Source organism: Tolypothrix bouteillei VB521301 (genome assembly GCF_000760695.4).
GTDB classification, from domain to species: Bacteria; Cyanobacteriota; Cyanobacteriia; order Cyanobacteriales; family Nostocaceae; genus Scytonema; species Scytonema bouteillei_A.
Window position 1 is genome coordinate 9,137,594 of sequence record NZ_JHEG04000001.1, and the last position, 22,936, is coordinate 9,160,529.

A 22,936-nucleotide genomic window follows, 5' to 3' on the forward strand; every position below is an offset into this window, starting at 1 on the left:
AAATTTATATAAAATTTAAATAGAAAATAATAAATTTATATGAATAACATATAACATAAAAAAAGAAAATGTATAGAAAAAGATTTTTTAAAAGAAATAGCCTTAACTTCTCGATACCTAGAAATTGAGAATTGCTAAAATTTAACATAGTCGGCAATTAACAGAAATGAAAAGAAAAACGCGGTATTTTTTAAAAAAAATCGAGATATTTAAATTATATTTAGCGATTTAAATTTCATTTATGGAACTCCCATTTCATTTTTGAAGGAGGTAGGGGAGCTACCCTGATGCGTGGGTTAAGCGCATTGAAAGGGGTAGCCTTGGGTATTTACCTGCTTAACCCGCTCCTGGTGATGATGGAAAAATAAGTATTGTCTTCGCGTTCGTACTTCGAGTACACACTAAGCCGCTATTGCAATATGCTTGGTAAATGTAACCGTGATTAAAAAATGTTTTTGAACCACAAATGTAAAAAATTATGGTAGTGACGATTAACAAACTTAAAACTTGATACCGTTTTATCTTCTCCGTCCTTTTGCCCTCTGCCTTTTCTTCGTGCCATTCCCTGTAGAATCCGTCCATCACAGTGGCTTCTACTTCTCCCTTCATATAAGTAGGTTAGTGTTAAAAATTGTCGTCATGATAAGGCAGATGGCAGAGGGTAGCTATGCTGAAGGAACGAGTTTTTTAGGCAATTTTACTTTTCGTTGTATACTTCATTTTTTTGCGCCTCTCTACTTACTAGGCTTAGCAAGGTTATGCAAGTTCAAGAGTTTTAGAATCGTAAAAACCAATTATTAAATCCCGCACCTATACCCCTAAAAAATAACAAAATTGTCTAAAACCCTTACTCAATGAGATTTTTAAAATTTGAGTACACAAGTAATTCAAACAAATAAATCTTCTTCCTAGGGTGAGATAATAAGTGATATAAAAGTTTAATTGAGAGCTATGCTAAGCCCTACCTAGTGCCCAAGCACACTCATACAAATGTTAATTTCATTAATGTATGAATTAGAGCATTAGTTTAATACATATCACATTTTGAAACTGCTAAAAGCTAATTATTTTCTGTAATGACTTATTAGTTAATAGCGTACAAAGAATGTGAAAAATTTAGGAGATAGTAGCAATCAAAGCAGGAGGAGTATGAATACAAATTTTGCAACCATAGACGGTAATGAAGCTGTTACCCGTGTTGCTTACCGCATAAATGAAGTGATTGCTATTTATCCCATTACTCCCTCCTCTGCAATGGGGGAATGGGCTGATACCTGGTCATCTGAAGGACGTCCCAATTTATGGGGTACTGTTCCGAGCGTGATTGAGATGCAAAGCGAAGGTGGAGCTGCGGCGTCTGTTCATGGAGCATTACAAACAGGCTCCCTGACAACGACATTCACATCATCGCAGGGATTGCTGTTGATGATTCCCAATCTATATAAAATTGCAGGTGAATTAACAAGTGCTGTGATTCATGTTGCTGCTCGTGCTTTAGCAACTCACGCCCTGTCAATTTTTGGCGACCACAGTGATGTCATGGCTGCTCGTGCAACCGGTTTTGCCCTTTTGTGTTCGGCTTCAGTACAGGAGAGCCATGACTTTGCTCTAATTGCACAAGCTGCTACCCTTCGGACGCGAGTGCCATTTATGCACTTTTTTGACGGCTTCCGAACTTCCCATGAAATTCAAAAAGTGCAGCTATTAAACGATAGTGACTTAAAAGCCATTATCGATCTTGAATCGATCCTTGCCCATCGCAATCGTGCTTTGACTCCGGATCGTCCCGTTTTGCGGGGAACTGCTCAAAACCCCGATATCTATTTTCAATCCCGCGAAAGTATTAACCCTTATTACAGCACTTGTCCCGATATTGTCCAACGAGTGATGGATCGATTTGGAGAACGCACGGGACGCTATTATCGCATTTTTGAATACTACGGTGCATCCAATGCCGAGTATATTATCGTTCTCATGGGCTCTGGTTGTGAAACAGTGCATGAGACAGTGGATTATTTGAATGCTCGTGGTGAAAAATTTGGTGTTGTTAAAGTTAGGCTGTACCGTCCTTTCGATGCCAAACGATTTGTAGACGTACTACCTGCAACTGTGAAAGCGATCGCAGTTCTTGACCGTACAAAAGAACCAGGTAGTGTTGGCGAACCTTTATATTTAGATATAGTAACTGCCCTCCATGAAATGTGGGACGCCAGAGGTAGTGGAAGGATTTCACCCCTACCTAAAGTCATTAGCGGTCGTTACGGTCTTTCTTCCAAAGAATTTACCCCAGCAATGGTTTGGGCAATTTTTGAAAATCTTGCCCAAACAACACCGAAAAACCACTTTACTGTGGGCATTCATGACGATATAAGTCATACCTCCCTCACCCATGACCCTAACTTCTCTATTGAACCAGACAGTGTAGTACGAGCAATGTTCTATGGGTTGGGGTCTGATGGAACCGTAGGAGCAAATAAAAACTCAATTAAGATTATTGGTGAAGAAACCGATAATTATGCCCAGGGCTATTTTGTCTACGACTCAAAGAAATCTGGCTCCATCACTGTTTCGCATTTGCGTTTCGGGTCCCAACTCATTCGTTCAACTTATCTGATTGAGAAAGCCAACTTTATTGGTTGCCATCAGTGGTTTTTTTTAGAACGTATTGATGTTTTAAAAAATGCTGCGTTTGGAGCAATATTTTTGTTGAACAGCCCTCACGATCCTTATACTGTCTGGGAACATCTCCCAGAGAAAGTACAAGAGCAAATTATTAGCAAGCAGTTAAAGTTTTACGTTATTAATGCGAACAAAGTCGCTCGTGAAAGTGGCATGGGTGGAAGGATCAACACCATCATGCAAGTCTGTTTTTTTGCACTTGCAGGTGTTTTGCCACAAGAACAAGCGATCGCTAAAATTAAGCAAGCGATCGAAAAGACTTATGGTAAGAAAGGAACAGAAGTCGTTCGCATGAACCTAGAGGCTGTGGATCGGACTTTAGAAAACTTGCATAAAGTTTTTTGGGACAAAGAAGACAAAACAGAGCTTTCTCCCCCTCCCCCCTTCTCCCCCTCCCCCCTTCTCCCCCTCCCCCCTTCTCCCCCTCTCCCAACTGCTCCCGAATTCGTGCGGGAAGTTTTAGGAAAAATTATGTTGTGGCAGGGTGATGAACTGCCTGTAAGCGCATTTCCTCCTGATGGGACTTATCCTACAGGTACTGCCAAGTGGGAAAAGCGCAATGTTGCACAAGAGATTCCTGTTTGGGACTCCAGCATTTGCGTGCAGTGTAGTAAGTGCGTTATGGTTTGCCCTCATGGAGCAATTCGGAGTAAAGTTTATCAAGCAAATGCTTTGGATAAAGCTCCGGCGAATTTTAAATTTGCCAATGCAAAAGATAAAGATTTTGCAGAACAAAAGTTTACAATTCAAGTCGCGCCAGAAGATTGTACGGGTTGTCAAATTTGTGTGGATATTTGTCCTGCAAAAAATAAAGTTCTCCCAGAACGCAAGGCAATCAATATGGAGCCACAATTGCCTTTACGGGAGCAAGAACGGGAAAACTGGTACTTCTTTTTAACTTTGCCAGATCCCGATCGCCGACAGCTTAAACTTACACAAATCCGCCAACAACAACTGCAACAACCGTTATTTGAATTTTCAGGGGCTTGTGCTGGTTGTGGTGAAACACCGTATTTAAAATTGCTAACACAGCTGTTTGGGGATCGGGCTGCGATCGCTAACGCTACGGGTTGTTCTTCAATCTACGGTGGAAACTTACCTACCACTCCATGGACAACAAATAATGAAGGGAGAGGTCCTGCTTGGTCAAATAGTTTATTTGAAGATAATGCTGAATTTGGTTTTGGCTTTCGCTTATCTTTGGATAAGCAGGCTGAATTTGCAACCGAACTGCTGAAAAAATTAGGAAATACAAAACACGAAATCGGCAATGGAGAAGTTGAACCATTAATTCCTAACGATTTGGTTCAATCTATTTTAACTGCACAGCAAAAGTCAGAGGCAGATATTTATCAACAACGGCAGCGAGTCGAACGTCTCAAATCTTTGCTACATCAGTTAATTAAAACACACTCTTCGATGTCTGATTTTCCCATTGCCGAAGTAAAACAGCTAGCAGCACTAGTTGATTATTTAGTCAAGAAAAGTGTTTGGATTGTTGGTGGTGATGGATGGGCGTATGACATTGACTTTGGCGGACTCGATCACGTACTTGCTAGCGGTCGCAATGTCAATATCTTAGTCATGGATACAGAGGTATATTCCAATACAGGCGGACAATCTTCTAAAGCCACTCCCAAAGGTGCAGTTGCTAAGTTTGCTTCTAGTGGTAAGCCCGCTGCGAAAAAAGACTTGGGCTTGATTGCCATGACCTATGGAAATGTTTATGTAGCAAGCGTAGCGATGGGCGCGAAGGCGGAACATACCCTCAAAGCATTTTTAGAAGCAGAAGCTTATGACGGTCCATCGTTGATTATTGCGTACAGCCACTGTATAGCCCACGGGATCGATATGGTAACAGCTATGAATCACCAAAAAGTTTTGGTGGAATCAGGTCGTTGGCTGCTTTATCGATACAATCCCGATTTGCAAAAACAGGGTCAAAATCCGTTGCAATTGGATATGCGATCGCCCAAACAGTCGGTGGAAGGCTCGATGTATCAAGAAAATCGTTTCAAGATGCTCACTAAGAACAAACCAGCCCTCGCCAAACGCTTGCTAGAAGAGGCGCAAGCTGAGGTAAATGCACGCTGGCAAATGTACGAGTACTTAGCTGCACGCAAAAATCAAGACTGAGAAATAAGGAATGGTGAAAGCAGTGAGTACCCTATCCGAGCGCGGGTTACTGATTGTCGGTCACTGGTTACTGCTCATCTATAACTGCTTACCGATTCCTATTAAAGGTAGAGATATATTCTTTTAAATCGCTACTTCTAATTTTCCAATCTTTACCAATCATCCTGGCTCGTAGCCTTCCCTCGAAAATCGCATCGTATAGGGCTTGTAGAGAAAGTCCGCAGAGCGCTTGAGCTTGAGAGAGTGTGAGCAAAGGCGACTTAGACTCTGTGGGGACAATAGGCTGTTTTTTGTTTGTTTGTAAAAGCATTTTCATCACCTGCAACAACAAAATACTACAGTCCTTTCAAGGTTCAGTACTAAGTCATTTTATTAGTATAAAGAGTACATCTATTTGGGAGTGGTACTGCCTTTTTTGGCGTCCGTAACTATACATCAAACTTTCATACCAAGATGAATCTTTAACAGCGAATTTTTGCTGTCAGCATAGTCTTTAGGACAATGGTAAGAGTGTGAATGCAAAAGCAGTACAAAAAGTTGTTCCAAAAAATCAGTACTAAATTATACATAATATGGATTAAATGTTTTATCCTCAATCCTTTGACTTAGTAACAGTTGTATCTGGAATTGTGTAGAGCAACCGAAGTTTAAAGCTTTAAGATGAGAACTTCAAACGAGATAGTTACTTGACTTGACGTTTCACTCCAATCTTGAGCCATACGGACTCTTCACTTATCACCTTTGAATAGGAAGATGAGTGAGGTAAAAGGATTCATACTCCCCGCTCGCTTGAGAATCGAGAGATTTTTTACAGGCAATATAGAGTTACGTACTCACATTCATAAGGTTCTGTCGCATCTCAAGCTAGAACTCAAGCAGGAAAAGAGTTGAGTTCCACTGTAGGGTTAGCAGAAAGGTATGATGATATTTGCCCTGCGAAAATCTCACTATCTAAGACTAGTGTTGCTTTTGCAGTGAAACGGAGATTATTAAAATCAACTTCTGTAACCCAGACGGTACAAGACGTTAATTAATCGGATTTTGGTGAATCTATAAATTTTGGTTGCGATAATAGCTTGAGCCGCGATTAGACGCTAGTATTAAAGTCTCAACTACGGGTTGACAGGCACAAGACTATTAAAATTGCATATAGTTCAACCACTGAGCATCTGATAACTCAAGCTGCTACTGGGAATTACAGGATTTTCAAAACCTACGGTTTTAAAAGGAATTATGGAACTATTCACCATTGACATAATCACATTTCCTTTTGCTATAGGTGGTAACTCTAAGGAAAGTGCCACTTTAAGGGCAAATTCATGACTCAAGTCTGGTTATTTCAGATCTTGAAAGAGTGTATATTTAATTGTCAGTCACCGATTATTCAGTTGAGCGAGAAAAAGTAATGGTAGCCACCTCGATATTCTGATGATGTCATCAACTGGGAATAAACAGAGACTAAGTGCTAGCACTGCTTAACTTACCTAAAGTAAGACCCTTCGACGCGCCAGAATTATGTGGTCTTTGACTTTGCAAGCCTATACAAGCATATGACTATTTGCATTGATATTACAAGGTGCTTTCGTAGTTTCTCTAACAAAGAAACTGGCTACAATAAAACCTGCATAATTATAAAATTAGCTACACGAGTCAAGGCAGCTTTGTGGTATAATGCAAAACTTCAAAAATGAGCCACAAGCGATCGATGTTATTGACTGGTACGTAAAAGCAGAAGTTAGAAGGCGCAAAAGATTATCGACTCGGCTTTCTAAAACCTTTTTCCAAACACTTTTCCTAAACCATGCCGTACTGGGTGTTTGGACTGTGGAGTACAGATTGAGGTTGGCTTGTTGCTCAAACAAACTCTGAAGATAGAAGTATTCTGTAATTAAAGACTTTAAAAAAAAGTATTTGCAGTAACAATTTACAAAATAAAATCACCAGCAACCAGCAAGCAGTGATTGGTATAAAAAAGCAAAGTCTGCTCGTCAGAGGAGCCACTGCGATAGACGGTGAAACCAGTGCTGATAGCGTATAGTACGGGTATAGGTTGGCATCGCATAGCGTGTGGTTTGCACATAGGAGATACCCAAAAGGGTTCCACAGGCTATAGCAAGGGGAGATCCCAATTTGGAAAAAACACGTTTGCTATTGAAATCGGGTTTATACAAACGAAGCGATTAAAATCGCGTCTATACAAACAAAGTCCACCTACGTGGACTTTCTATCAAGTCCGCGCAGGCCGTGAGGCCAGTCGTGTAGGCGGGTTTCCCGCGCTCTAGCAAGTTGCGTGGCAGAAGGCGCAAAAGCTTATATTATAAGCTTTTTTATCCGTTCTTAATAGTTACTTATCGAATTGATGCTCTAAAAGAAAAAATTAGCCCTCAAATCAATTTTGGGCTAATTTTAGGCATTTTAAACCATTGATGAAAAAATTTTAAGTACTGTAGTGGTCTGTCCCATTAATTTTGATCGGCTGTCACCTGGGAACCAGGTGTGCGAAGTTTTGACAGCCTATCAAAACTTTTGCGACAGACAACTGGGAAATACCAACCAATAAGGCTGTTATGTTCCAGAGCAACTACCTACGTATATTTGAAAAATCAACTAGGATTCCTATAAGTGACTTAAAACAATTCAGTTTATGTAAATTAATCCCTTCTCGCAATCACCCAGATTGCATGAACAAGCCCAAGAATATAAAATCCAAAAATAGTAAGCAGCAAGTTTATCCAAAAATCTTTACCAATACCAACTTGTAGGAACACTCCAAGCGGCGGTAAAAAAACAGCACAAAGTATCCTAACTAAATCCATTGCTCCCTCCTGTAAGTCTTAAAATGAGCAGGATTTGTATACTCATCAACAATAGCATTTATTTTTTAAAGCATCAGGTTAAGCTAGTGTGGTAAACCGTCCTAACCACCACTGATCTTGGCTTTGTAACCAAGCTTAATTAAAAGCTCAAGAATTTTCTGCTTGTGGTCGCCTTGAATTTCCAGTTCATTTTCTTTTATAGTGCCACCCGTACCGCACTGGGTTTTTAACTGCTTGAGTAAAGCTTGTAAAGTTTCTTGATTTGTTTGAAAGCCAGTAATCACAGTCACGGTCTTACCTTTACGCCCAGCGCGAGTTGCTTGTACGCGCACATTTTGCTTTTCTGGTGGCAAGTCGGGGGTTGCTCTTTCAAAAGCAGCAGAGTTACCATTCCCAAACTCTTGGTACACGAAGCGGTTTTCAGGGTTGTTACGATTTGATGATGAAGGCATAAAGTTAACTTTGTAAAGAACCACTAACAGGCAATGAGTATTAAGAGAAACCGTATCGGCAGTCTTAGTATAATTGTGGTCGTTCCGTAATTCTAGCTTGTCCGTGACTACTACTCCCCTACCTTCGGGTTCTCAATCATCTACTCAACTTCCTGATGCACTAGGACGCTTTGGTCGCTTTGGTGGTAAGTATGTTCCTGAAACGTTGATGCCAGCTCTTTCTGAGTTGGAAGCAGCGTATCAGCAGTATCGCAATGACCCTGCTTTTCAGGCAGAACTGCAACAGTTGCTGCAAGATTATGTAGGGCGTGCAACACCATTATATTTTGCCGAACGCCTTAGTACACATTACGCAAAACCAGATGGCACTGGACCCCAAATTTATTTAAAGCGTGAGGATTTAAATCATACTGGTGCTCACAAAATTAATAACGCTTTGGGTCAGGTCTTGCTGGCAAAGCGTATGGGCAAACAGAGAATCATTGCAGAAACGGGTGCCGGACAACACGGAGTAGCAACGGCTACTGTTTGCGCTCGTTTTGGGTTGCAATGCGTTATTTACATGGGCGTTCACGACATGGAACGTCAAGCTTTGAATGTTTTTAGAATGCGTTTGATGGGCGCAGAGGTTCGCCCGGTGTCAGCAGGAACTGGTACTTTAAAAGATGCCACTTCTGAAGCTATCCGCGATTGGGTCACAAATGTGGAAACAACCCACTACATTTTGGGTTCTGTTGCAGGTCCTCACCCATACCCCATGATTGTACGCGATTTTCACAAAGTGATTGGACAGGAAACTCGCGCTCAAGCACTAGAAAAGTGGGGTGGTTTGCCCGATATTGCGATCGCTTGTGTGGGAGGTGGTTCCAATGCCATGGGTTTGTTCTATGAGTTTGTAGACGAACCTTCCGTGCGGTTAATTGGTGTAGAAGCTGCTGGAGAAGGAGTTAACACTGACAAACACGCAGCAACCTTGACAAAAGGACGAATTGGTGTATTACACGGAGCTATGAGCTACCTTTTGCAAAGTGAAGATGGACAAGTGGTTGAAGCTCATTCAATTAGTGCTGGATTAGATTATCCGGGTGTCGGTCCGGAACACAGCTACCTGAAGGATATAGGGCGTGCTGAATATTACAGCGTGACTGACGAAGAAGCTTTGGCTGCTTTTCAAAGGCTTTCACGCTTGGAAGGAATTATTCCCGCTTTAGAAACAGCCCACGCTTTTGCTTATTTAGAAACCCTGTGTCCCCAACTTAGCGGAAGTCCCAAGATAGTTATTAACTCTTCCGGACGCGGGGATAAAGATGTACAAGCCGTAGCTAAGTACTTCAATCCCACATGAGGATGTCCGAGAAGTATCAGATTTTCTGCACGATCGCCCCTAGGGAGTGTTTTCAAACTCTTATAGATTCCCCCATCTGCCCCCCAACCCCAGAGGAGACGCCTAGCCTCCCTTAAAAAGCTACGGTGGTATACAGATCTGTAGAAAAAATATGAAACAACCGGATAACAGGGAAAGTTGATTCCAATTCCCCCCTTTTTTAGGCTAGGGGGGATCGAAACTGCCAGAATGCACTATATAAGACTTGTATACACCACCGTAGCCTTAAAAAGGGGGCTAAGATACTCAAAAGTCACCTAATTCATTAGGGGATTTAGTGAGCCGTAGCACGTCTTTACATTTTTTAATTTATTAAGATGGTTTTTTGTCAACAATTAATCCACAGCAATCCTAAGTTTTTTTTAAAAATCAAATCGAGATTTTAGCTGTGTTTGTTTTAAAAATTAACTTGAATTATATTAAGCGGCTCTTGACGAAGCTTTTGGAATATGTAAATATTTCCTAACTTGCTGGTTACCATAAACCATACTGGTATCTCAAGAAACAAAAAATCAGGGATTGTGTCTCTTAAACTTATACGTTATTTAACACTCCATGTTTCGACAAACTGCTTTTGGCATTGCTTTAAGTATGCTTGTCCTTGCCAGTGGATTACCAACGAGTTTACTAGCGGGTTACTCTTCCAAACAAAAAGCAACCCAAAGTAAATCGGTATCAATTCCATCAAGCCAGGTTAAATCATTCTCTACCTTTAAAACAACTGATTTGGAAAAATCAGTTTTTGACCAAATTAATCGGTACCGGGTTTCTAAGGGTTTGCGAAAGCTGACTTTAAATCCAAGAATTACTCGACAAGCTAGGATTCACAGTCAAAATATGGCTAGACGCAAAGCCCCATTCAGTCACCAAGGGTTTAGAAGAAGAGTTGATGCTATTCCCCTTCGCTACAGAAGCGCATCAGAAAATCTCGCTTTTAACCAAGGCTACAACGATCCGGTTAAGGAAGCTGTGACAAGTTGGCTGAAAAGCCCCGCACATCTAAAGAATATTAAGGGGAATTACAATCTGACGGGTATTGGTGTCGCTACTAACAGCGATGGTGAAGTGTACCTGACACAGATTTTTATTCGCATGAGATAAATTAAAATTGCTAACGGCTAATGGTTAATTGCTAATGGTCAAAACTCTCTTAACTATTAGCTATTAGCCATTAGATAATATAGATGTCTAACCTAACTGCTGATAATTCATGGAAGATTTTCAGGTTTGCGATCGCGACCTCACTGACGCTACTTTATCCCATTATCTACAAAACGATGAAATTGCTGTAGATACCGAAACGATGGGGTTACTTCCACAACGCGATCGCTTATGTCTTGTCCAATTATGCAACAAAGATGGTAGAGTGACTGCAATCCGTATTGCTAAGGGACAAACAGAGGCTCCTAACTTAAAAAAGCTGTTGGAAGCGACAAACGTCCTTAAAATATTTCACTTTGCACGTTTCGATCTGGCGACGATACGTTATAGCTTAGGCATTTATATCCAACCCGTTTTTTGTACTAAGATAGCCAGTAAGTTAGCACGTACTTATACCCAACGTCACGGGCTGAAGGATTTGGTGCAAGAGTTGGAAAAAGTAGAATTAGACAAAAGCTCTCAAAGTTCTGATTGGGGAAATGCTGCCAATCTATCAGAAGCACAACTGAATTATGCTGCTAATGATGTACGTTATTTAATAGGTGCGCGGCAAAAACTCGTCGATATGCTCAAACGTGAAGAACGGTATGCAATCGCCCTAGAATGTTTTGAGTGTTTGCCAACTATAGTTTCTTTAGATTTACTGCAATTTAAGGATGTGTTTGAACATTAGGGTGTTGTTACAGTGACCAGGGTTACTGGTCACCGTTAGGACTACCCTTTTTGCTGGGTTTCTGCGTGATTCTTCAAACGATCTACAACGTTATAGTCATCTGCACCAGCAGGTGTTCTGGATTCGATAATTCCTTCAGTAGGACCTCCAACTGCTTTCCATGCAGCCAAACCGCCTTTGAGTTCAGATACGTGTACAAAACCAGCGCTTCTTAATTGTTGTGCCGCTTGAGCAGTCTGTTCGTCACTTTCACCGTAAACGTAGATATCACGGCTTTTTGCTATGGATTCTGCACGGTCTACCAACTCGTTTTGAGGGAAGGGCATCGCACCCATGATGTGACCTTGGTTGAAGGCGTTGCGATCGCGCACATCTAAAATTGTGAAAGCAGGTTCGCCCCATTCCAAACGAGACTTGAGAACATGAACATCAGACTGTGAGTCAATGGGGGGCTGTTGTGGAATGATGTTGTCTACTAGTTTGTTAGTCATGAGTATCCTCTGTAACGTATTAGACTACCTTGCAAAAGACTTTAGGCGTAAGTTGACAAAAGAAGTTGCAAGAATTTTATGCACTGCAAGAAATGTATCTAACAAAATGGCGTGGATTGCTCTTTCTGGAGAATGAAAATTCTGAATTTATGCCTAATGGTAGACCTGCTATTAACAATGACCCCTAACCTGTGACCAGTTAATATTCTTGGTTAAAAGCAGGATATTTAAATAATCAATCGATTTCTTTTTCTATAAGTAATGCTGCAAGTACAACATAATGCAAATACTTCCTTTCTGTCCTAAAATGACCAGTGCTACTACGTCTTTTGGTTATCTTCTGGAGATTCGGAAGCGGTCAAAAAAATTTACTGTTTCAATCCGGAAATTGTTCAAAATTATAAAATATAGACTTGACTTTAGAATTGGAAAATTAGATAGGCTGAAGAACAATTGTTTGAATTTATCTTCTGCATATAAATAATATTTTTGCAAGTCCATGTCATTAAAATTATTAAAACACCAAATTAATCAAATTTAACTTCGTCTGTCTCAAAGAAGATTTACTTAAGTAATGCATTTTTAACTTAATTTTATATACACTGCCCAACTCCAATTTTCTTTATCAAAAAAGATAAAGTATTCGGTTATACTCAAGCAAAAGACTAGCCGAATAATAGACGTTGTATGAAGGATGCTAACCGCCGTAAGTTTTTGCTGGGAACACTTTCAGGAGTTGTTGGCGGTATCGTGGGAATCTTGAATCGGGGCAGGCAGACAATGGCTTCGCCTGTAAAGCCTTCAGAAGAAACAGCAGTGTCATTCAGACAACCGATCGCATTGGCTAATGGTATCTCACTAGAACTAGTCACGCATAATGATGAATTTCTTGGTATTGGTCAAATCAAGGCTGAAAATGTCTTATTGCGAAGTGGAAGAAGACCAATGTTCGTTGAAATTTGTAATCCTAGCGCAGTAAGTCTTTACAATTATACGATTGCACAACAAAATATTACAAATAATTTAGTTCAGCTAAAATTCTCCATGCATTACCGTGAAGGTGGTCTGATGGAGTGGATGCTCCATACTGTTCGGAACCGCTACAACACATCCGATTGGGCTGCTGAACCACAAAAAGCCACTGATACTGCTTTATGGTTAGAAATTCGTCCGGTTACACGTAACATAGGCGATCGCAAATACACAGGCTTGAGTTATCAATATCGCTACCAAAGCCAAAGCATTCCTATTTACAAAATACTCGATCGAGCTACTTGGGAACTGGATGGTCGTGCAGTAGGTAATGAGTTTTGGATGCGTAACTCTTTTGCACCTTCTATTGCGTCCATTCATTCAGTAGAAGAATTTTACTCTACTGAATGGTATCTGCCTTCTGCTAAAAATCCCAGTGTCTTTCAATTTGTACCACTGCAAACAGCTTTACAAGGCTTTACCTTTACATCAGGACCATCCGGTACGTTAGTCACTTGGGCAACGAAAGCCAGTCATATCCGTTCGCTATTTGAAAAACCGCGTGGTATTGATGAAATTATACACTGGCACCAACACTGTAGCGATCTGGGTCAAGAATTAGTTACCTCACCGATGGAGGTGTTGTGGTCCCCAGGCAAACTGGATCGCGTTGAGCAAACCAATGCCTATGAAGCAGTAAGAGAACTAGTACACGAAACACTGCACGCTGACATAGGTATGCGTCGCGAACGAATAACAACTTACGCGCTGATCGAACAATGGGATAATGCCAATTTAAAACGTTATACCGAAGTGGCACTGCCAAAACTACTAGCCAGTGGTGTCAAAATGGTTGCTTTAGCAAACCATTTCCAAAATAATATGAATACCTTTGGGGTCGGGAATATGGCATGCACGATTGACCTGAAGGTTGCAGATTCAGTTGGTGAAGAAAATTTGCGGAATTTTTGTAATAAAACAAAAGCTGGTGGTGCCATAGTTCAGATGTGGGGTAATACAGCTTTATCCACTTTTGGTCTCAAACAATGGGATCGCAATGGTGTAAAAAATCGTCTTGATTATTTACCGAAAGAAGGATCGATAATGGAAGCCATAGAGCGATCGCAAGATCCTTTTGTTCGCAATCCGTCCAATGCTATTGAAGCCGATCACTACACGCCAGTTTTCGCCGTACTCAATTTACGAGATCCAGTTATACGAGAATACTGGCTTAAGCGTTGGAAGCAAGCACATGATGAAATAGGGCTTGAAGCTATTTTCTTAGATAGTTCAACCAATCTCTCTAGCGATAAATTCCACTTTATCCAACTTGCAGATAGTAGTGCCAGAGAGCCAGCTACAAACAACAATCAGCAACTATTTACCCAACGTCCTGCAAAAGAACCAGCTGCAGCCATTCTTTCACAGTACCATGCCCACTTAAAATTGATGGCAGAAATGCAAAAAATTGGCTACCGCTACTGTGGAGAAGACATTGGAGTATTCGGAATCCATCGCACGGGTCCAAATCTTCTCGCCAAGCTGAATTATTTGCCCTTATGGATGGATTGTCTGACTGACTTCGATACCCTAACTTTACAGAAAGCAGGAGTCGATCCCGATGACACTTTTTTCCGTGGTTTGGCTTACCGAATGATGTGGTATGTATTTTGGGATATCAAAACCGAGCAAATCAGCTTTAACTATGGCAGCGTGCGTGGTGATTTCGATAAACCGAACACTTGGCATATTTCACTATTTAAAGTATTTAATAAAGTTAACGACTTAATGATTAACCGCGAGATTCTACTACGTGAGAATGGTGTTGTGTACCGTACTACAGGACAGCAAATTCTTTGGGCTTTCCAAAATTTTGATTTTCAACTTCCTAGTAGTTCAGTAGTGCGTGATGAAACTACAAGTAAAAGTTGGCAAACCCGTCGTCTACAAGCTATTAAACACCACGTTTATTCCATAAAAACCTAGCGATACCCCGACAACACCGTAAGATGAGTCGGGGATAACATTAATTGATATTAACTAAGCAGCCAGAACAAAATCAACTTCATCAGTGCCACCAGTTTCTGATTGCCCTGACGTCAGTTGTTGACCGTTAACTTCAACGGCAAAAGGTGTACCACCCAGATTGAGATTGTAGTCTGTTTTGTCATTGGTATACCCAACACTAGCAATCATTTTGCGATTTTGGTCTACATAAGCAAAAGCCAACATCTGATTTTTGTTTTGCTTGTTGTCACGCGCCCAAATCACCATGTATTGTTGGCCCTGATAATCAAATACTTTTGGTGGACGAGTGGGAACATAACGACCGGGATCGCCAAAACTTTTGTCTAGAAAATCTTGAACCGAACTTGGTTCAACTGTCGCATAAGCAACTTCTTCTGGAGAGGTTGGTTCGGCATCAGCTTCATCACCACCTCGCGTCCCAACAACTTCTTCTTGCCCCCGATTCTTGAAATAATCAACGGCTGCTTTGGTTCCAATAGCACCAACTGCTGCAACTCCAGCACCAATTAGTACGTTACGAAGGAGGTTACTTCTGTTACTCATCGTTGCCCCTTTTGGCTAGAAGACACCGTGGACAATCGTATCATTACTGGTTCTCATTGCTATAGTTATTCAATTTTTTCTAGGAATTGGAGATTAGTACTTCTCCCTTGTCCCCCTTGTCTCCCCCCTCTCCCTTGTCCCGGTGTTCCTAGTCCTTAGTCCCTATTTTTGCTTTCAATCGCTCGCTCGCCAGGAATACTCCAAGCTCTATTGCTGCTTTCATACTTGTTGCATCGGCTATGCCTTTACCTGCAATATCAAATGCAGTACCGTGATCTGGGGATGTCCGAATGAAAGGCAAACCTATAGATGTATTGACGGCGCGATCGAACGCCATCAGTTTTACTGGAATTAAACCTTGATCGTGGTACAAAGCAAGGTAAGCATCGGCGGGATTTTGGATTGTGCCATTTCCGTACCAAGCTTGACCGGGTTTGACCCACATTGTATCTGGTGGAATCGGACCGTCTATTTGTAAGTTTGGACGATTTTTACGCTCTTGCTCTATCCAGGGTATTAACCATTCTTGTTCTTCGCGTCCTAGCTGTCCCTGTTCCCCACTGTGAGGGTTTAAACCTGCGATCGCAATTCTCGCTTTTTTTAACCCAAAGTCTTTTTCCAAACACTCTACCAACAAATCCAGTTTTGCCGTCATAAGTTCCGGTGTCAGAAATTGCGGGACTTGACTGAGGGGGATATGTGTTGTTGCTAGCAATGTCCGAAGTAACCAGTTTGTATGAGGCGATCGCGCTACAAATAACATCCCCACGCGTTTTGCACCTGACTTTTCTGCCAAAAGTTCTGTTTGACCTGGGTAATCATATCCTGCTGCTTTCCATGCTGATTTTGCGATTGGACCTGTCACAATTGCATCAAATTGACCTGCAAGAGTATGACTGATAGCTGCTTCCATGTAAGCAAAACTTGCTGACCCACTAGCTGCATTACCCTGACCGATAACGATATTATCTTGAAAAGGCAAAGCTGCTGCTACATTAAGAATGGAAAGTTTTTCTGGATTGACCAATGGTTCTGAATTCGCAGTTTTAGAAAAACTTATATAATTTTTTACTATTAATTCTCGATTTCCTATTACTGTAATCTCGCAGTTTTTGCCTACTGCTGGGTCTGCTAAAGCTTTTAGAATAACTTCCGGACCGATTCCTGCTGGGTCTCCCAATGTTAGTGCCAAACGTAATTTACGCATAATGTTAGGAATTAGGGATTGGGCATGAGTATTCTATCCTGTCCCCCTTATCTCCTTATCTCCCTTGTCCCCCTTATCGCCAAATCCTCTTCCTTTACAATCGTTAACATAAGTCTAATCATACAGGAGCGCTTTCAAGCATCTGGTAAACTTAACTTAATGAAACACTTTACAAAGGAGATTTGCGCTTATGGGCGGCGAAATGTTTAATGCAGCTCTACTGTCTTTCGGTTTGATCTTTGTAGGCTGGGCTTTAGGTACGTTGTTGTTAAAAATCCAAGGAGCAGAAGAGTAACCGCCTGAACAAGGATAAAGTATTAAGGATAAAATGCAGGTCGAGGTTTCAACTACTGGCTTTTTATCCTTGATGCTTTCTTTTGTAAATTTTTGTTGACATGAGTTATTCTGATAATATTCTATAATAATTTTTGTTACAAACTCTCATGACATTATTAATAGTTGGTGCCACTGGCACCTTGGGAAGGCAAGTAGCTCGTCGTGCGCTCGACGAAGGTTATAAAGTTCGTTGTCTTGTCCGGAGTGCAAAGAAAGCCGCGTTTCTTAAAGAGTGGGGAGCAGAGTTAGTACCTGGTTCTTTGTCTTACCCCGAAACACTAACATCGGCACTTGAGGGTGTAACCGCAGTTATTGATGCGGCAACATCTCGTCCTACAGATTCTCTCAGTATTAAACAGGTAGATTGGGAAGGTAAAGTCTCTCTGATCCAAGCTGCGCGTGCTGCTGGTGTAGAGCGGTTTATCTTTTTCTCCATTTTGGATGCTGACAAATACCCAGAAGTGCCATTAATGGAAATTAAGCGGTGTACGGAACTGTTTTTGGCAGAGTCAGGTTTAAACTACACCATATTGCGTTTGGCCGGTTTCATGCAAGGCTTAATCGGTCAGTATGGAATTCCTGTCTTGGAAGGACAGCCTGTTTGGGTAACAGGTGAATCTTCACCCATTGCTTACATGGATACTCAAGATATTGCCAAATTCGCTATTCGGGCTTTGAAAGTGCCAGAAACGGAGAAAAAAGCTTTTCCTGTCGTTGGAACTCGTGCTTGGAGTGCAGAGGAAATTATCAGTCTTTGCGAACGCCTAGCCGGAAAAGAAGCTAGGATCACGCGAATGCCCATTAACTTGCTCCGCACCATGCGTCGTGCCTTGCGGTTTTTCCAGTGGGGATGGAATGTAGCAGATCGGCTGGCTTTTACAGAGGTTTTGGCAAGCGGTAAGCCCCTGACAGCGTCTATGGATGAAGTTTACACAACCTTTGGATTGGAGCGCAACGAAACAACAACTTTAGAAACTTACTTACAAGAGTACTTCAGTCGTATAATGAAAAAACTTAAAGAAATAGATTACGAGCAAACCAACACTAAAAAACAAAAACCCAAAAAAACACCCTTTAAAAAAGTTAACAGTTAGTGGTCGTTGGTTAATCCCGGTTACACGATTGACCGATGGCTGAAGACAAATAACACAAGGACAAAAATAGTCCAAAATGTGTAACGATTATCTAAAGAAAGCGAGTCGCTAAGAATTGGATGTTTGAGCGTGCCCAAAGCAGGCATTATATACAATGATGTTAAACCGATAGCGGGTCGAATCGCTGTCGAATTAAAGGAAAAGTTCACCACTGCAGGCTGGGATGTTTGCATCACAAGTGGTGTCGGTGGGATATTGGGCTATTCAACCCCTGAAAGCCCCGTATGTCACACCCCGATTGAAGGTCTAACACCTCCTGGCTTTGACTCAGAAATGAGATTTGCAGTGGTGTTAGGCGGTGATGGTACGGTTTTAGCGGCGTCCCGTCTTGTTGCTCCTCGTGGTATTCCGATATTAACGGTAAACACGGGTCATATGGGGTTTTTGACAGAAGCTTACCTCAACCAGATCCCTCAAGCGGTAGAACAACTATTGGCGGGTCAATATGAGGTTGAAGAGAGAGCGATGCTCAGCGTCAAAGTGTTTCGCTCGGATGCTGCTCTCTGGGAAGCCCTTTGTTTAAATGAAATGGTGCTACATAGAGAACCTTTGACCTCTATGTGCCATTTTGAAATAGCCATAGGTCATCACGCACCAGTGGATATTGCTGCTGATGGTGTGATTGTATCTACGCCAACTGGTTCTACAGCGTATTCTTTAAGTGCTGGTGGTCCGGTAGTCACTCCTGGCGTACCAGTATTGCAACTAGTACCCATTTGTCCCCATTCTCTAGCTTCTAGGGCGTTGGTTTTTCCAGATAGCGAACCCGTTAATATCTACCCAGTCAATACTCCTCGGTTGGTTATGGTGGTAGATGGCAATGGTGGATGCTATGTTCTTCCAGAGGATAGGGTGTATTTAGAGCGATCGCAATACAGCGCCCGATTTATCCGCTTGCAAACTCCAGAATTTTTCAGAATCTTGCGAGAAAAATTAGGTTGGGGTTTACCACATATTGCCAAACCAACGTCTGTGGAATTGCCATAACACTCAACGGTCACTGCTCGCTGGCTACCGATGACTGCGTATGGGTAAAATTTTAAATAAGTCGTTAAGTTTACTGACTGTCTTGATTTATTAGCTGATACTTGTACGTGTTACAACTGGGTAGACAGCTTGTTAAATCAGGATTTTTTATTTTAAGAAACAATTGCACCTCTACCTGAATCTAAAATCTAAAGTATAGAATTTATATGACAGTTGCTCATAACCCTTGTGTTTTAGTTATTGAAAGCGACGAAAGTCTCGCCAATCAGCTAGCTTTTGATTTAAAAGAAGCAGGTTATGAGCCTCTTGTGGCTCATGATGGGGTGAGTGGAATACAACACAGTCGAGAACGTCAGCCTGCTTTAATTGTGATTGACCGAATGCTAGCAGGAGAATCTGGATTGTCCTTATGTAAAAGTTTTAGAACTACTGGAGCGCGATCGCCCGTATTAGTCTTGATGGCGCGAGATACAGTTGACGATCGCGTAGCCTGTTTGGAAGCAGGAGCTGATGATTACTTTCTCAAGCCATATAGAGCGGAAGATTTTTTAAATCTAGTTCGCTTATACTTAAAACCTGATATCGATACAACCGAACAACTGCGTTTTGGAGATTTAGTGTTAGATATAGCGACTCGTCGTGTCGTACTTAACGGTAAAGCAATTGACTTGACGATGAAAGAATTTGAACTTCTCAAGTATCTTATGGAACATCCTCGTGAAGTCTTAACTCGCGAACAAATTTTAGAAAACGTTTGGGGTTACGACTTCATGGGTGAATCAAATGTGATAGAAGTTTATATTCGCTACTTACGGTTAAAAATAGAAGATGAAGGTCAAAAGAGACTTATTCAAACCGTGAGGGGAGTAGGTTATGTGTTGAGAGAATCTTAGAAGAATAGTTAGTGGTTGGTTAGTAGGATTTGTTGTCAACACCCAACCACTAACACCCAATAACTAACAACTAACAACTAACACGCACCTGTTATGATGAATCGACTATGCATCCTATCAATAATGTTGAGTCTATTGCTGATGAGTTGTTCTACTCAGACATCAGCAGTATCGCCTACAGGTACTCCTAGTTCTCAAACTCAAGCACAAATGAATCAGGAGAAAGCGCCACTTACAGCCAAAGCCGGTCAGCAGTTACCAATTTCAGCCGTTGCTATTGTTCCTAATAATGCAAAAATTCAACTGGAAGTAGCCCGAACAACCCAAGAGCAGGCAATGGGTTTGATGTTTCGACCTGCTTTACCTGATGATAGAGGAATGCTCTTTCAATTTCCCTCAGCGTTTCAAGCTAGCTTTTGGATGAAGGATGTACCTGTTCCTCTCGATATGGTCTTTATGCTTGATGGTGTTGTAAAACACATCGCTGTTTCCGTCCCTCCCTGTAACCGCACCCCTTGTCCTACCTACGGTCCTGACACGCCAGTTAACCAAGTTATTGAACTGCGTTCTGGGCGAGCATCTGAACTTGGTTTGAAAGAAGGATCTCGTATCAAAATTGAATTTCTTAAATCTGGTTCTTCGTTGAAATAAGGTGTTCTGAAAAAAGAAGTGAAAACTCAGGAGTCAGAATAGCTTGCCTGTGATATTCTGTACTCTGAGTTTTTTTGAAGCATTTGTAAAAAAAGTATTACGTATCTGTAAAGAGAGCTTTTATAAGATTAATATTTGATACAATGCGTTTCAGTAAGCATTCCTGCGTTCAAGTCAGATAATGGATTTAACTCCAGATTGCAAAAGATATTTCTTTTGACGTAAGTGTAAAGTGTAGTCAATAAGGGAGTATTATCTAAGGAATCTTTCTTAGTGCAGGTGTAGTTAACTGGGGTACTAAGGTACAAAGGATAAAGTTAAAACGAACAAGAATCTGTGCTATTTGAAACTCAAAAGCTAGTGGCACATAAGCTTGAGTTAATATAATCCGCTTTGTTCAAGAAAATCCGGAAACTGATACAAGTGTTTGCCGAAGCTCTATTGGCATCAAAAAAAACGTCGGTGCTGGAAAAAATTTTACTTGATATACTTAAGTACACTTTAATTCTCAATTTAGGGGGTCCACAAGGGTGTCACCATCAACATATTCCAGGTTTATTCATTTTTTACAGGAAGATTTAGCGATCTCGACAGCCTGCATGGCTGTTGCCCTTCGCCATCGAGAGCAAGATCCGGGTCCTTTACCAATGATTCTTTGGCAGTATGGCTTGATCACTATGGACCAGTTAGAACAAATCTATGACTGGTTGGAAACTGCGTAGTTATAGGATGGTCGTTGAGGATAATCTACTATGCGGGATTTGCCTTGCCTTGTACAAAGGCTGATTCAGAATGCGAGCAATTGCGGACCTTATAGATCTGTCAAACAGAATAAGTCTGAGAAGCGGGCGAATTATTCAGCCCGCTTTCTCATTTGGTTGGTGCTTGGTGGATGTTTGGAAAATAAAAAATCATACTAATTCGCAAATTGCAATCAATCGAAAAATCAATTGCGAATTGCGAACTGTTTGAGTGATGGCGGAGTTAAACTTGCCTATAAGAATTCATGATGGAAGTTTTTTATCAATCAGGGGTAACAACTTGTTCGGTGTTTAGGTGATTGAGCGACCAACGATGATCTACCTCTATAGAGGATGATTGGCAAGCTTCTTCTAATTGCTTTTGTTGTGCAACGGCTTTTCTGAGAGTAATAATAAGCTGGTTCACCTGATTCCTTAAATTTGGGTTGCTACTGACTGCTGACAGAGTTTGCCTTTCTAGCAGTTGCAGTATAAGTTCGTAATGGACAGGTGAAGGCAGAGGAAGTTGCTCCATGTAGTTAGTTTTTGATTGCAATTTTTGGATAAGTGTACCGAAGTATAAAGTATAAAGTCTGAAAGAAGAGGGAATGGCGAAGCATCAACCTTTCTTACTTTATCCTTTACTCTTTATCCTTACTGGTAATTTGTCATTACATAAATTGTTACATAAGCCAAAATAATTTGGTTAAAGCCCTAATTTGGCAGGCGATGAAGATTTAGCGAAGAGGTTGGTAACCGCTTCCCCTGGGTCTGGGTGTTTTACAAGAGACTCTCCAATAAGAACACCAGAGACTCCTGCACGTTCTACTATTGCTAAATCTTCTGGTGTGTGGAATCCCGATTCGCTCACAACTAGAATGTTACGCTCTTGTAATAAATTGCTCCTTGCGGCTATCAGTTCGCAAGTGGTTTGCAAATTAACGGAGAAATCTTCTAAATTGCGATTGTTAATACCTATTAAGGTCACACCATCAAGAGCTAAAACGCGATCGAGTTCTGCTAGAGTATGAACTTCAATCAAAGCTGCCATTTTTAAAGTTTTGGCAATTTTGATAAAGTACTGTAAATCGCGATCGCTCAGTATTGCTGCAATCAATAAGACTGCATCTGCACCCGCAACACGTGCTCTGTACATTTGATAAGGATAAATGATAAATTCCTTGCACAGCAACGGTAATTCTACGGCAGAACGAACCTTAGTTAAATTTTCAAAGCTGCCAGAGAAAAATTTTTCATCCGTAAGTACCGAAATACAACTCGCACCGCTCTGTTGATATTTTAGAGCAATTTCCACTGGGTCAAAATTCTCCCTTAAAACCCCTTTACTGGGAGAAGCTTTTTTTACCTCAGCAATCAGTGCTGGCTGTGTTTTGCCTTGACGCAAAGCCGCCACAAAATCACGAGTTGGAGGTGCATCCAGTACTTGACGCTGCAACTCTTGTAGGGGTACCTTTTCCCGCATGATGTCAACTTCTTGTTCTTTGTGCCAAACAATTTCCTCTAATATGTTGTTTGGCTGAGCATCAGGAACAGCGACCTGATACAGCATTATAGAAACAGCCACGGATGGGTTGGGACGACGGCGACGGATTTGCATAAAAAAATTATGAAT

General features: G+C 41.3%; 20 protein-coding genes. 12 read left to right on the forward strand and 8 right to left on the reverse strand.

The genetic code is table 11. The features are described from left to right. Nucleotides 1-1,149: 1,149 nt before the first annotated feature. Nucleotides 1,150-4,815 (forward strand): pyruvate:ferredoxin (flavodoxin) oxidoreductase, encoded by a 3,666-nt coding sequence (nifJ, locus tag HC643_RS37365; protein ID WP_050045503.1) that lies wholly within the window; start codon nt 1,150-1,152, stop codon nt 4,813-4,815. An 88-nt stretch (nt 4,816-4,903) separates the two neighbouring features. Here the strand turns inward: nifJ and HC643_RS42735 are convergent, their stop codons facing one another. Beyond that, nucleotides 4,904-5,131 (reverse strand): helix-turn-helix domain-containing protein, encoded by a 228-nt coding sequence (locus tag HC643_RS42735; RefSeq protein ID WP_082051646.1) that lies wholly within the window; start codon nt 5,129-5,131, stop codon nt 4,904-4,906. Between the two features lie 1,355 nt (nt 5,132-6,486). Here HC643_RS42735 and HC643_RS41875 point away from each other — a divergent pair. Beyond that, complete coding sequence (locus HC643_RS41875; protein ID WP_237266034.1) at nt 6,487-6,684, forward strand: hypothetical protein; 198 nt, start codon at nt 6,487-6,489, stop codon at nt 6,682-6,684. Between the two features lie 782 nt (nt 6,685-7,466). On the opposite strand, the gene HC643_RS37375 is transcribed toward HC643_RS41875, so the two are convergent. Together HC643_RS37375 and HC643_RS37380 are read right to left on the reverse strand one after the other, a co-directional pair. Next, nucleotides 7,467-7,631 (reverse strand): YqaE/Pmp3 family membrane protein, encoded by a 165-nt coding sequence (locus tag HC643_RS37375; RefSeq protein ID WP_038085107.1) that lies wholly within the window; start codon nt 7,629-7,631, stop codon nt 7,467-7,469. Between the two features lie 101 nt (nt 7,632-7,732). Continuing rightward, a complete protein-coding gene (locus tag HC643_RS37380) occupies nt 7,733-8,083 on the reverse strand; it encodes a translation initiation factor (protein WP_038085109.1) in 351 nt (116 codons plus the stop codon). 103 nt (nt 8,084-8,186) lie between these two features. Here HC643_RS37380 and trpB point away from each other — a divergent pair, with 103 nt between their 5' ends. The 3 genes from trpB (at nt 8,187) to HC643_RS37395 (ending at nt 11,301) form a co-directional block, all read left to right on the forward strand. Next, entirely contained in the window at nt 8,187-9,428 is a 1,242-nt protein-coding gene (gene trpB / locus HC643_RS37385; protein ID WP_038085192.1) for a tryptophan synthase subunit beta, read from the forward strand. Nucleotides 9,429-10,022: 594 nt separating this feature from the next. Then, complete coding sequence (locus HC643_RS37390) at nt 10,023-10,568, forward strand: CAP domain-containing protein (RefSeq protein WP_038085111.1); 546 nt, start codon at nt 10,023-10,025, stop codon at nt 10,566-10,568. 109 nt (nt 10,569-10,677) lie between these two features. Next, nucleotides 10,678-11,301 (forward strand): ribonuclease H-like domain-containing protein, encoded by a 624-nt coding sequence (locus HC643_RS37395; protein ID WP_038085113.1) that lies wholly within the window; start codon nt 10,678-10,680, stop codon nt 11,299-11,301. 41 nt (nt 11,302-11,342) lie between these two features. Here the strand turns inward: HC643_RS37395 and HC643_RS37400 are convergent, their stop codons facing one another. Continuing rightward, nucleotides 11,343-11,792, reverse strand: a complete 450-nt coding sequence (locus HC643_RS37400) for a rhodanese-like domain-containing protein (protein ID WP_038085115.1) — start codon at nt 11,790-11,792, stop codon at nt 11,343-11,345. Between the two features lie 687 nt (nt 11,793-12,479). On the opposite strand from HC643_RS37400, the gene HC643_RS37405 reads away from it, so the two are divergent. After that, a complete protein-coding gene (locus HC643_RS37405; RefSeq protein ID WP_038085117.1) occupies nt 12,480-14,750 on the forward strand; it encodes a hypothetical protein in 2,271 nt (756 codons plus the stop codon). A gap of 54 nt (nt 14,751-14,804) precedes the next feature. Here the strand turns inward: HC643_RS37405 and HC643_RS37410 are convergent, their stop codons facing one another. Both HC643_RS37410 and pdxA read right to left on the reverse strand, forming a co-directional pair. Continuing rightward, nucleotides 14,805-15,335: a hypothetical protein gene (locus HC643_RS37410; RefSeq protein WP_038085119.1), complete on the reverse strand. Its 531-nt coding sequence runs from the start codon at nt 15,333-15,335 to the stop codon at nt 14,805-14,807. Nucleotides 15,336-15,483: 148 nt separating this feature from the next. Continuing rightward, on the reverse strand, nt 15,484-16,542 hold the full coding sequence (pdxA, locus tag HC643_RS37415) for a 4-hydroxythreonine-4-phosphate dehydrogenase PdxA (protein WP_050045500.1): 1,059 nt from the start codon (nt 16,540-16,542) through the stop codon (nt 15,484-15,486). Between the two features lie 190 nt (nt 16,543-16,732). On the opposite strand from pdxA, the gene petM reads away from it, so the two are divergent. The 6 genes from petM to HC643_RS37445 all read left to right on the forward strand — a co-directional run bounded on the left by petM (nt 16,733) and on the right by HC643_RS37445 (nt 21,285). Beyond that, nucleotides 16,733-16,837, forward strand: a complete 105-nt coding sequence (gene petM / locus HC643_RS37420; RefSeq protein ID WP_038085124.1) for a cytochrome b6-f complex subunit PetM — start codon at nt 16,733-16,735, stop codon at nt 16,835-16,837. 148 nt (nt 16,838-16,985) lie between these two features. After that, nucleotides 16,986-17,972 carry an SDR family oxidoreductase gene (locus tag HC643_RS37425; protein WP_038085128.1) on the forward strand — a complete coding sequence of 329 codons (987 nt, stop codon included), beginning with the start codon at nt 16,986-16,988 and terminating at the stop codon, nt 17,970-17,972. 129 nt (nt 17,973-18,101) lie between these two features. Next, nucleotides 18,102-19,019, forward strand: a complete 918-nt coding sequence (locus HC643_RS37430) for an NAD(+) kinase (protein WP_038085130.1) — start codon at nt 18,102-18,104, stop codon at nt 19,017-19,019. Between the two features lie 206 nt (nt 19,020-19,225). Then, on the forward strand, nt 19,226-19,912 hold the full coding sequence (nblR, locus tag HC643_RS37435) for a response regulator transcription factor NblR (protein WP_038085132.1): 687 nt from the start codon (nt 19,226-19,228) through the stop codon (nt 19,910-19,912). Nucleotides 19,913-20,005: 93 nt separating this feature from the next. Then, entirely contained in the window at nt 20,006-20,563 is a 558-nt protein-coding gene (locus HC643_RS37440; protein WP_038085134.1) for a DUF192 domain-containing protein, read from the forward strand. Nucleotides 20,564-21,093: 530 nt separating this feature from the next. Beyond that, complete coding sequence (locus HC643_RS37445; protein ID WP_038085137.1) at nt 21,094-21,285, forward strand: DUF2949 domain-containing protein; 192 nt, start codon at nt 21,094-21,096, stop codon at nt 21,283-21,285. A gap of 301 nt (nt 21,286-21,586) precedes the next feature. Here the strand turns inward: HC643_RS37445 and HC643_RS37450 are convergent, their stop codons facing one another. Beyond that, nucleotides 21,587-21,838: a DUF5340 domain-containing protein gene (locus tag HC643_RS37450; RefSeq protein WP_038085139.1), complete on the reverse strand. Its 252-nt coding sequence runs from the start codon at nt 21,836-21,838 to the stop codon at nt 21,587-21,589. A 171-nt stretch (nt 21,839-22,009) separates the two neighbouring features. Further along, a complete protein-coding gene (gene trpC, locus HC643_RS37455; RefSeq protein WP_038085142.1) occupies nt 22,010-22,921 on the reverse strand; it encodes an indole-3-glycerol phosphate synthase TrpC in 912 nt (303 codons plus the stop codon). Nucleotides 22,922-22,936: the final 15 nt, after the last annotated feature.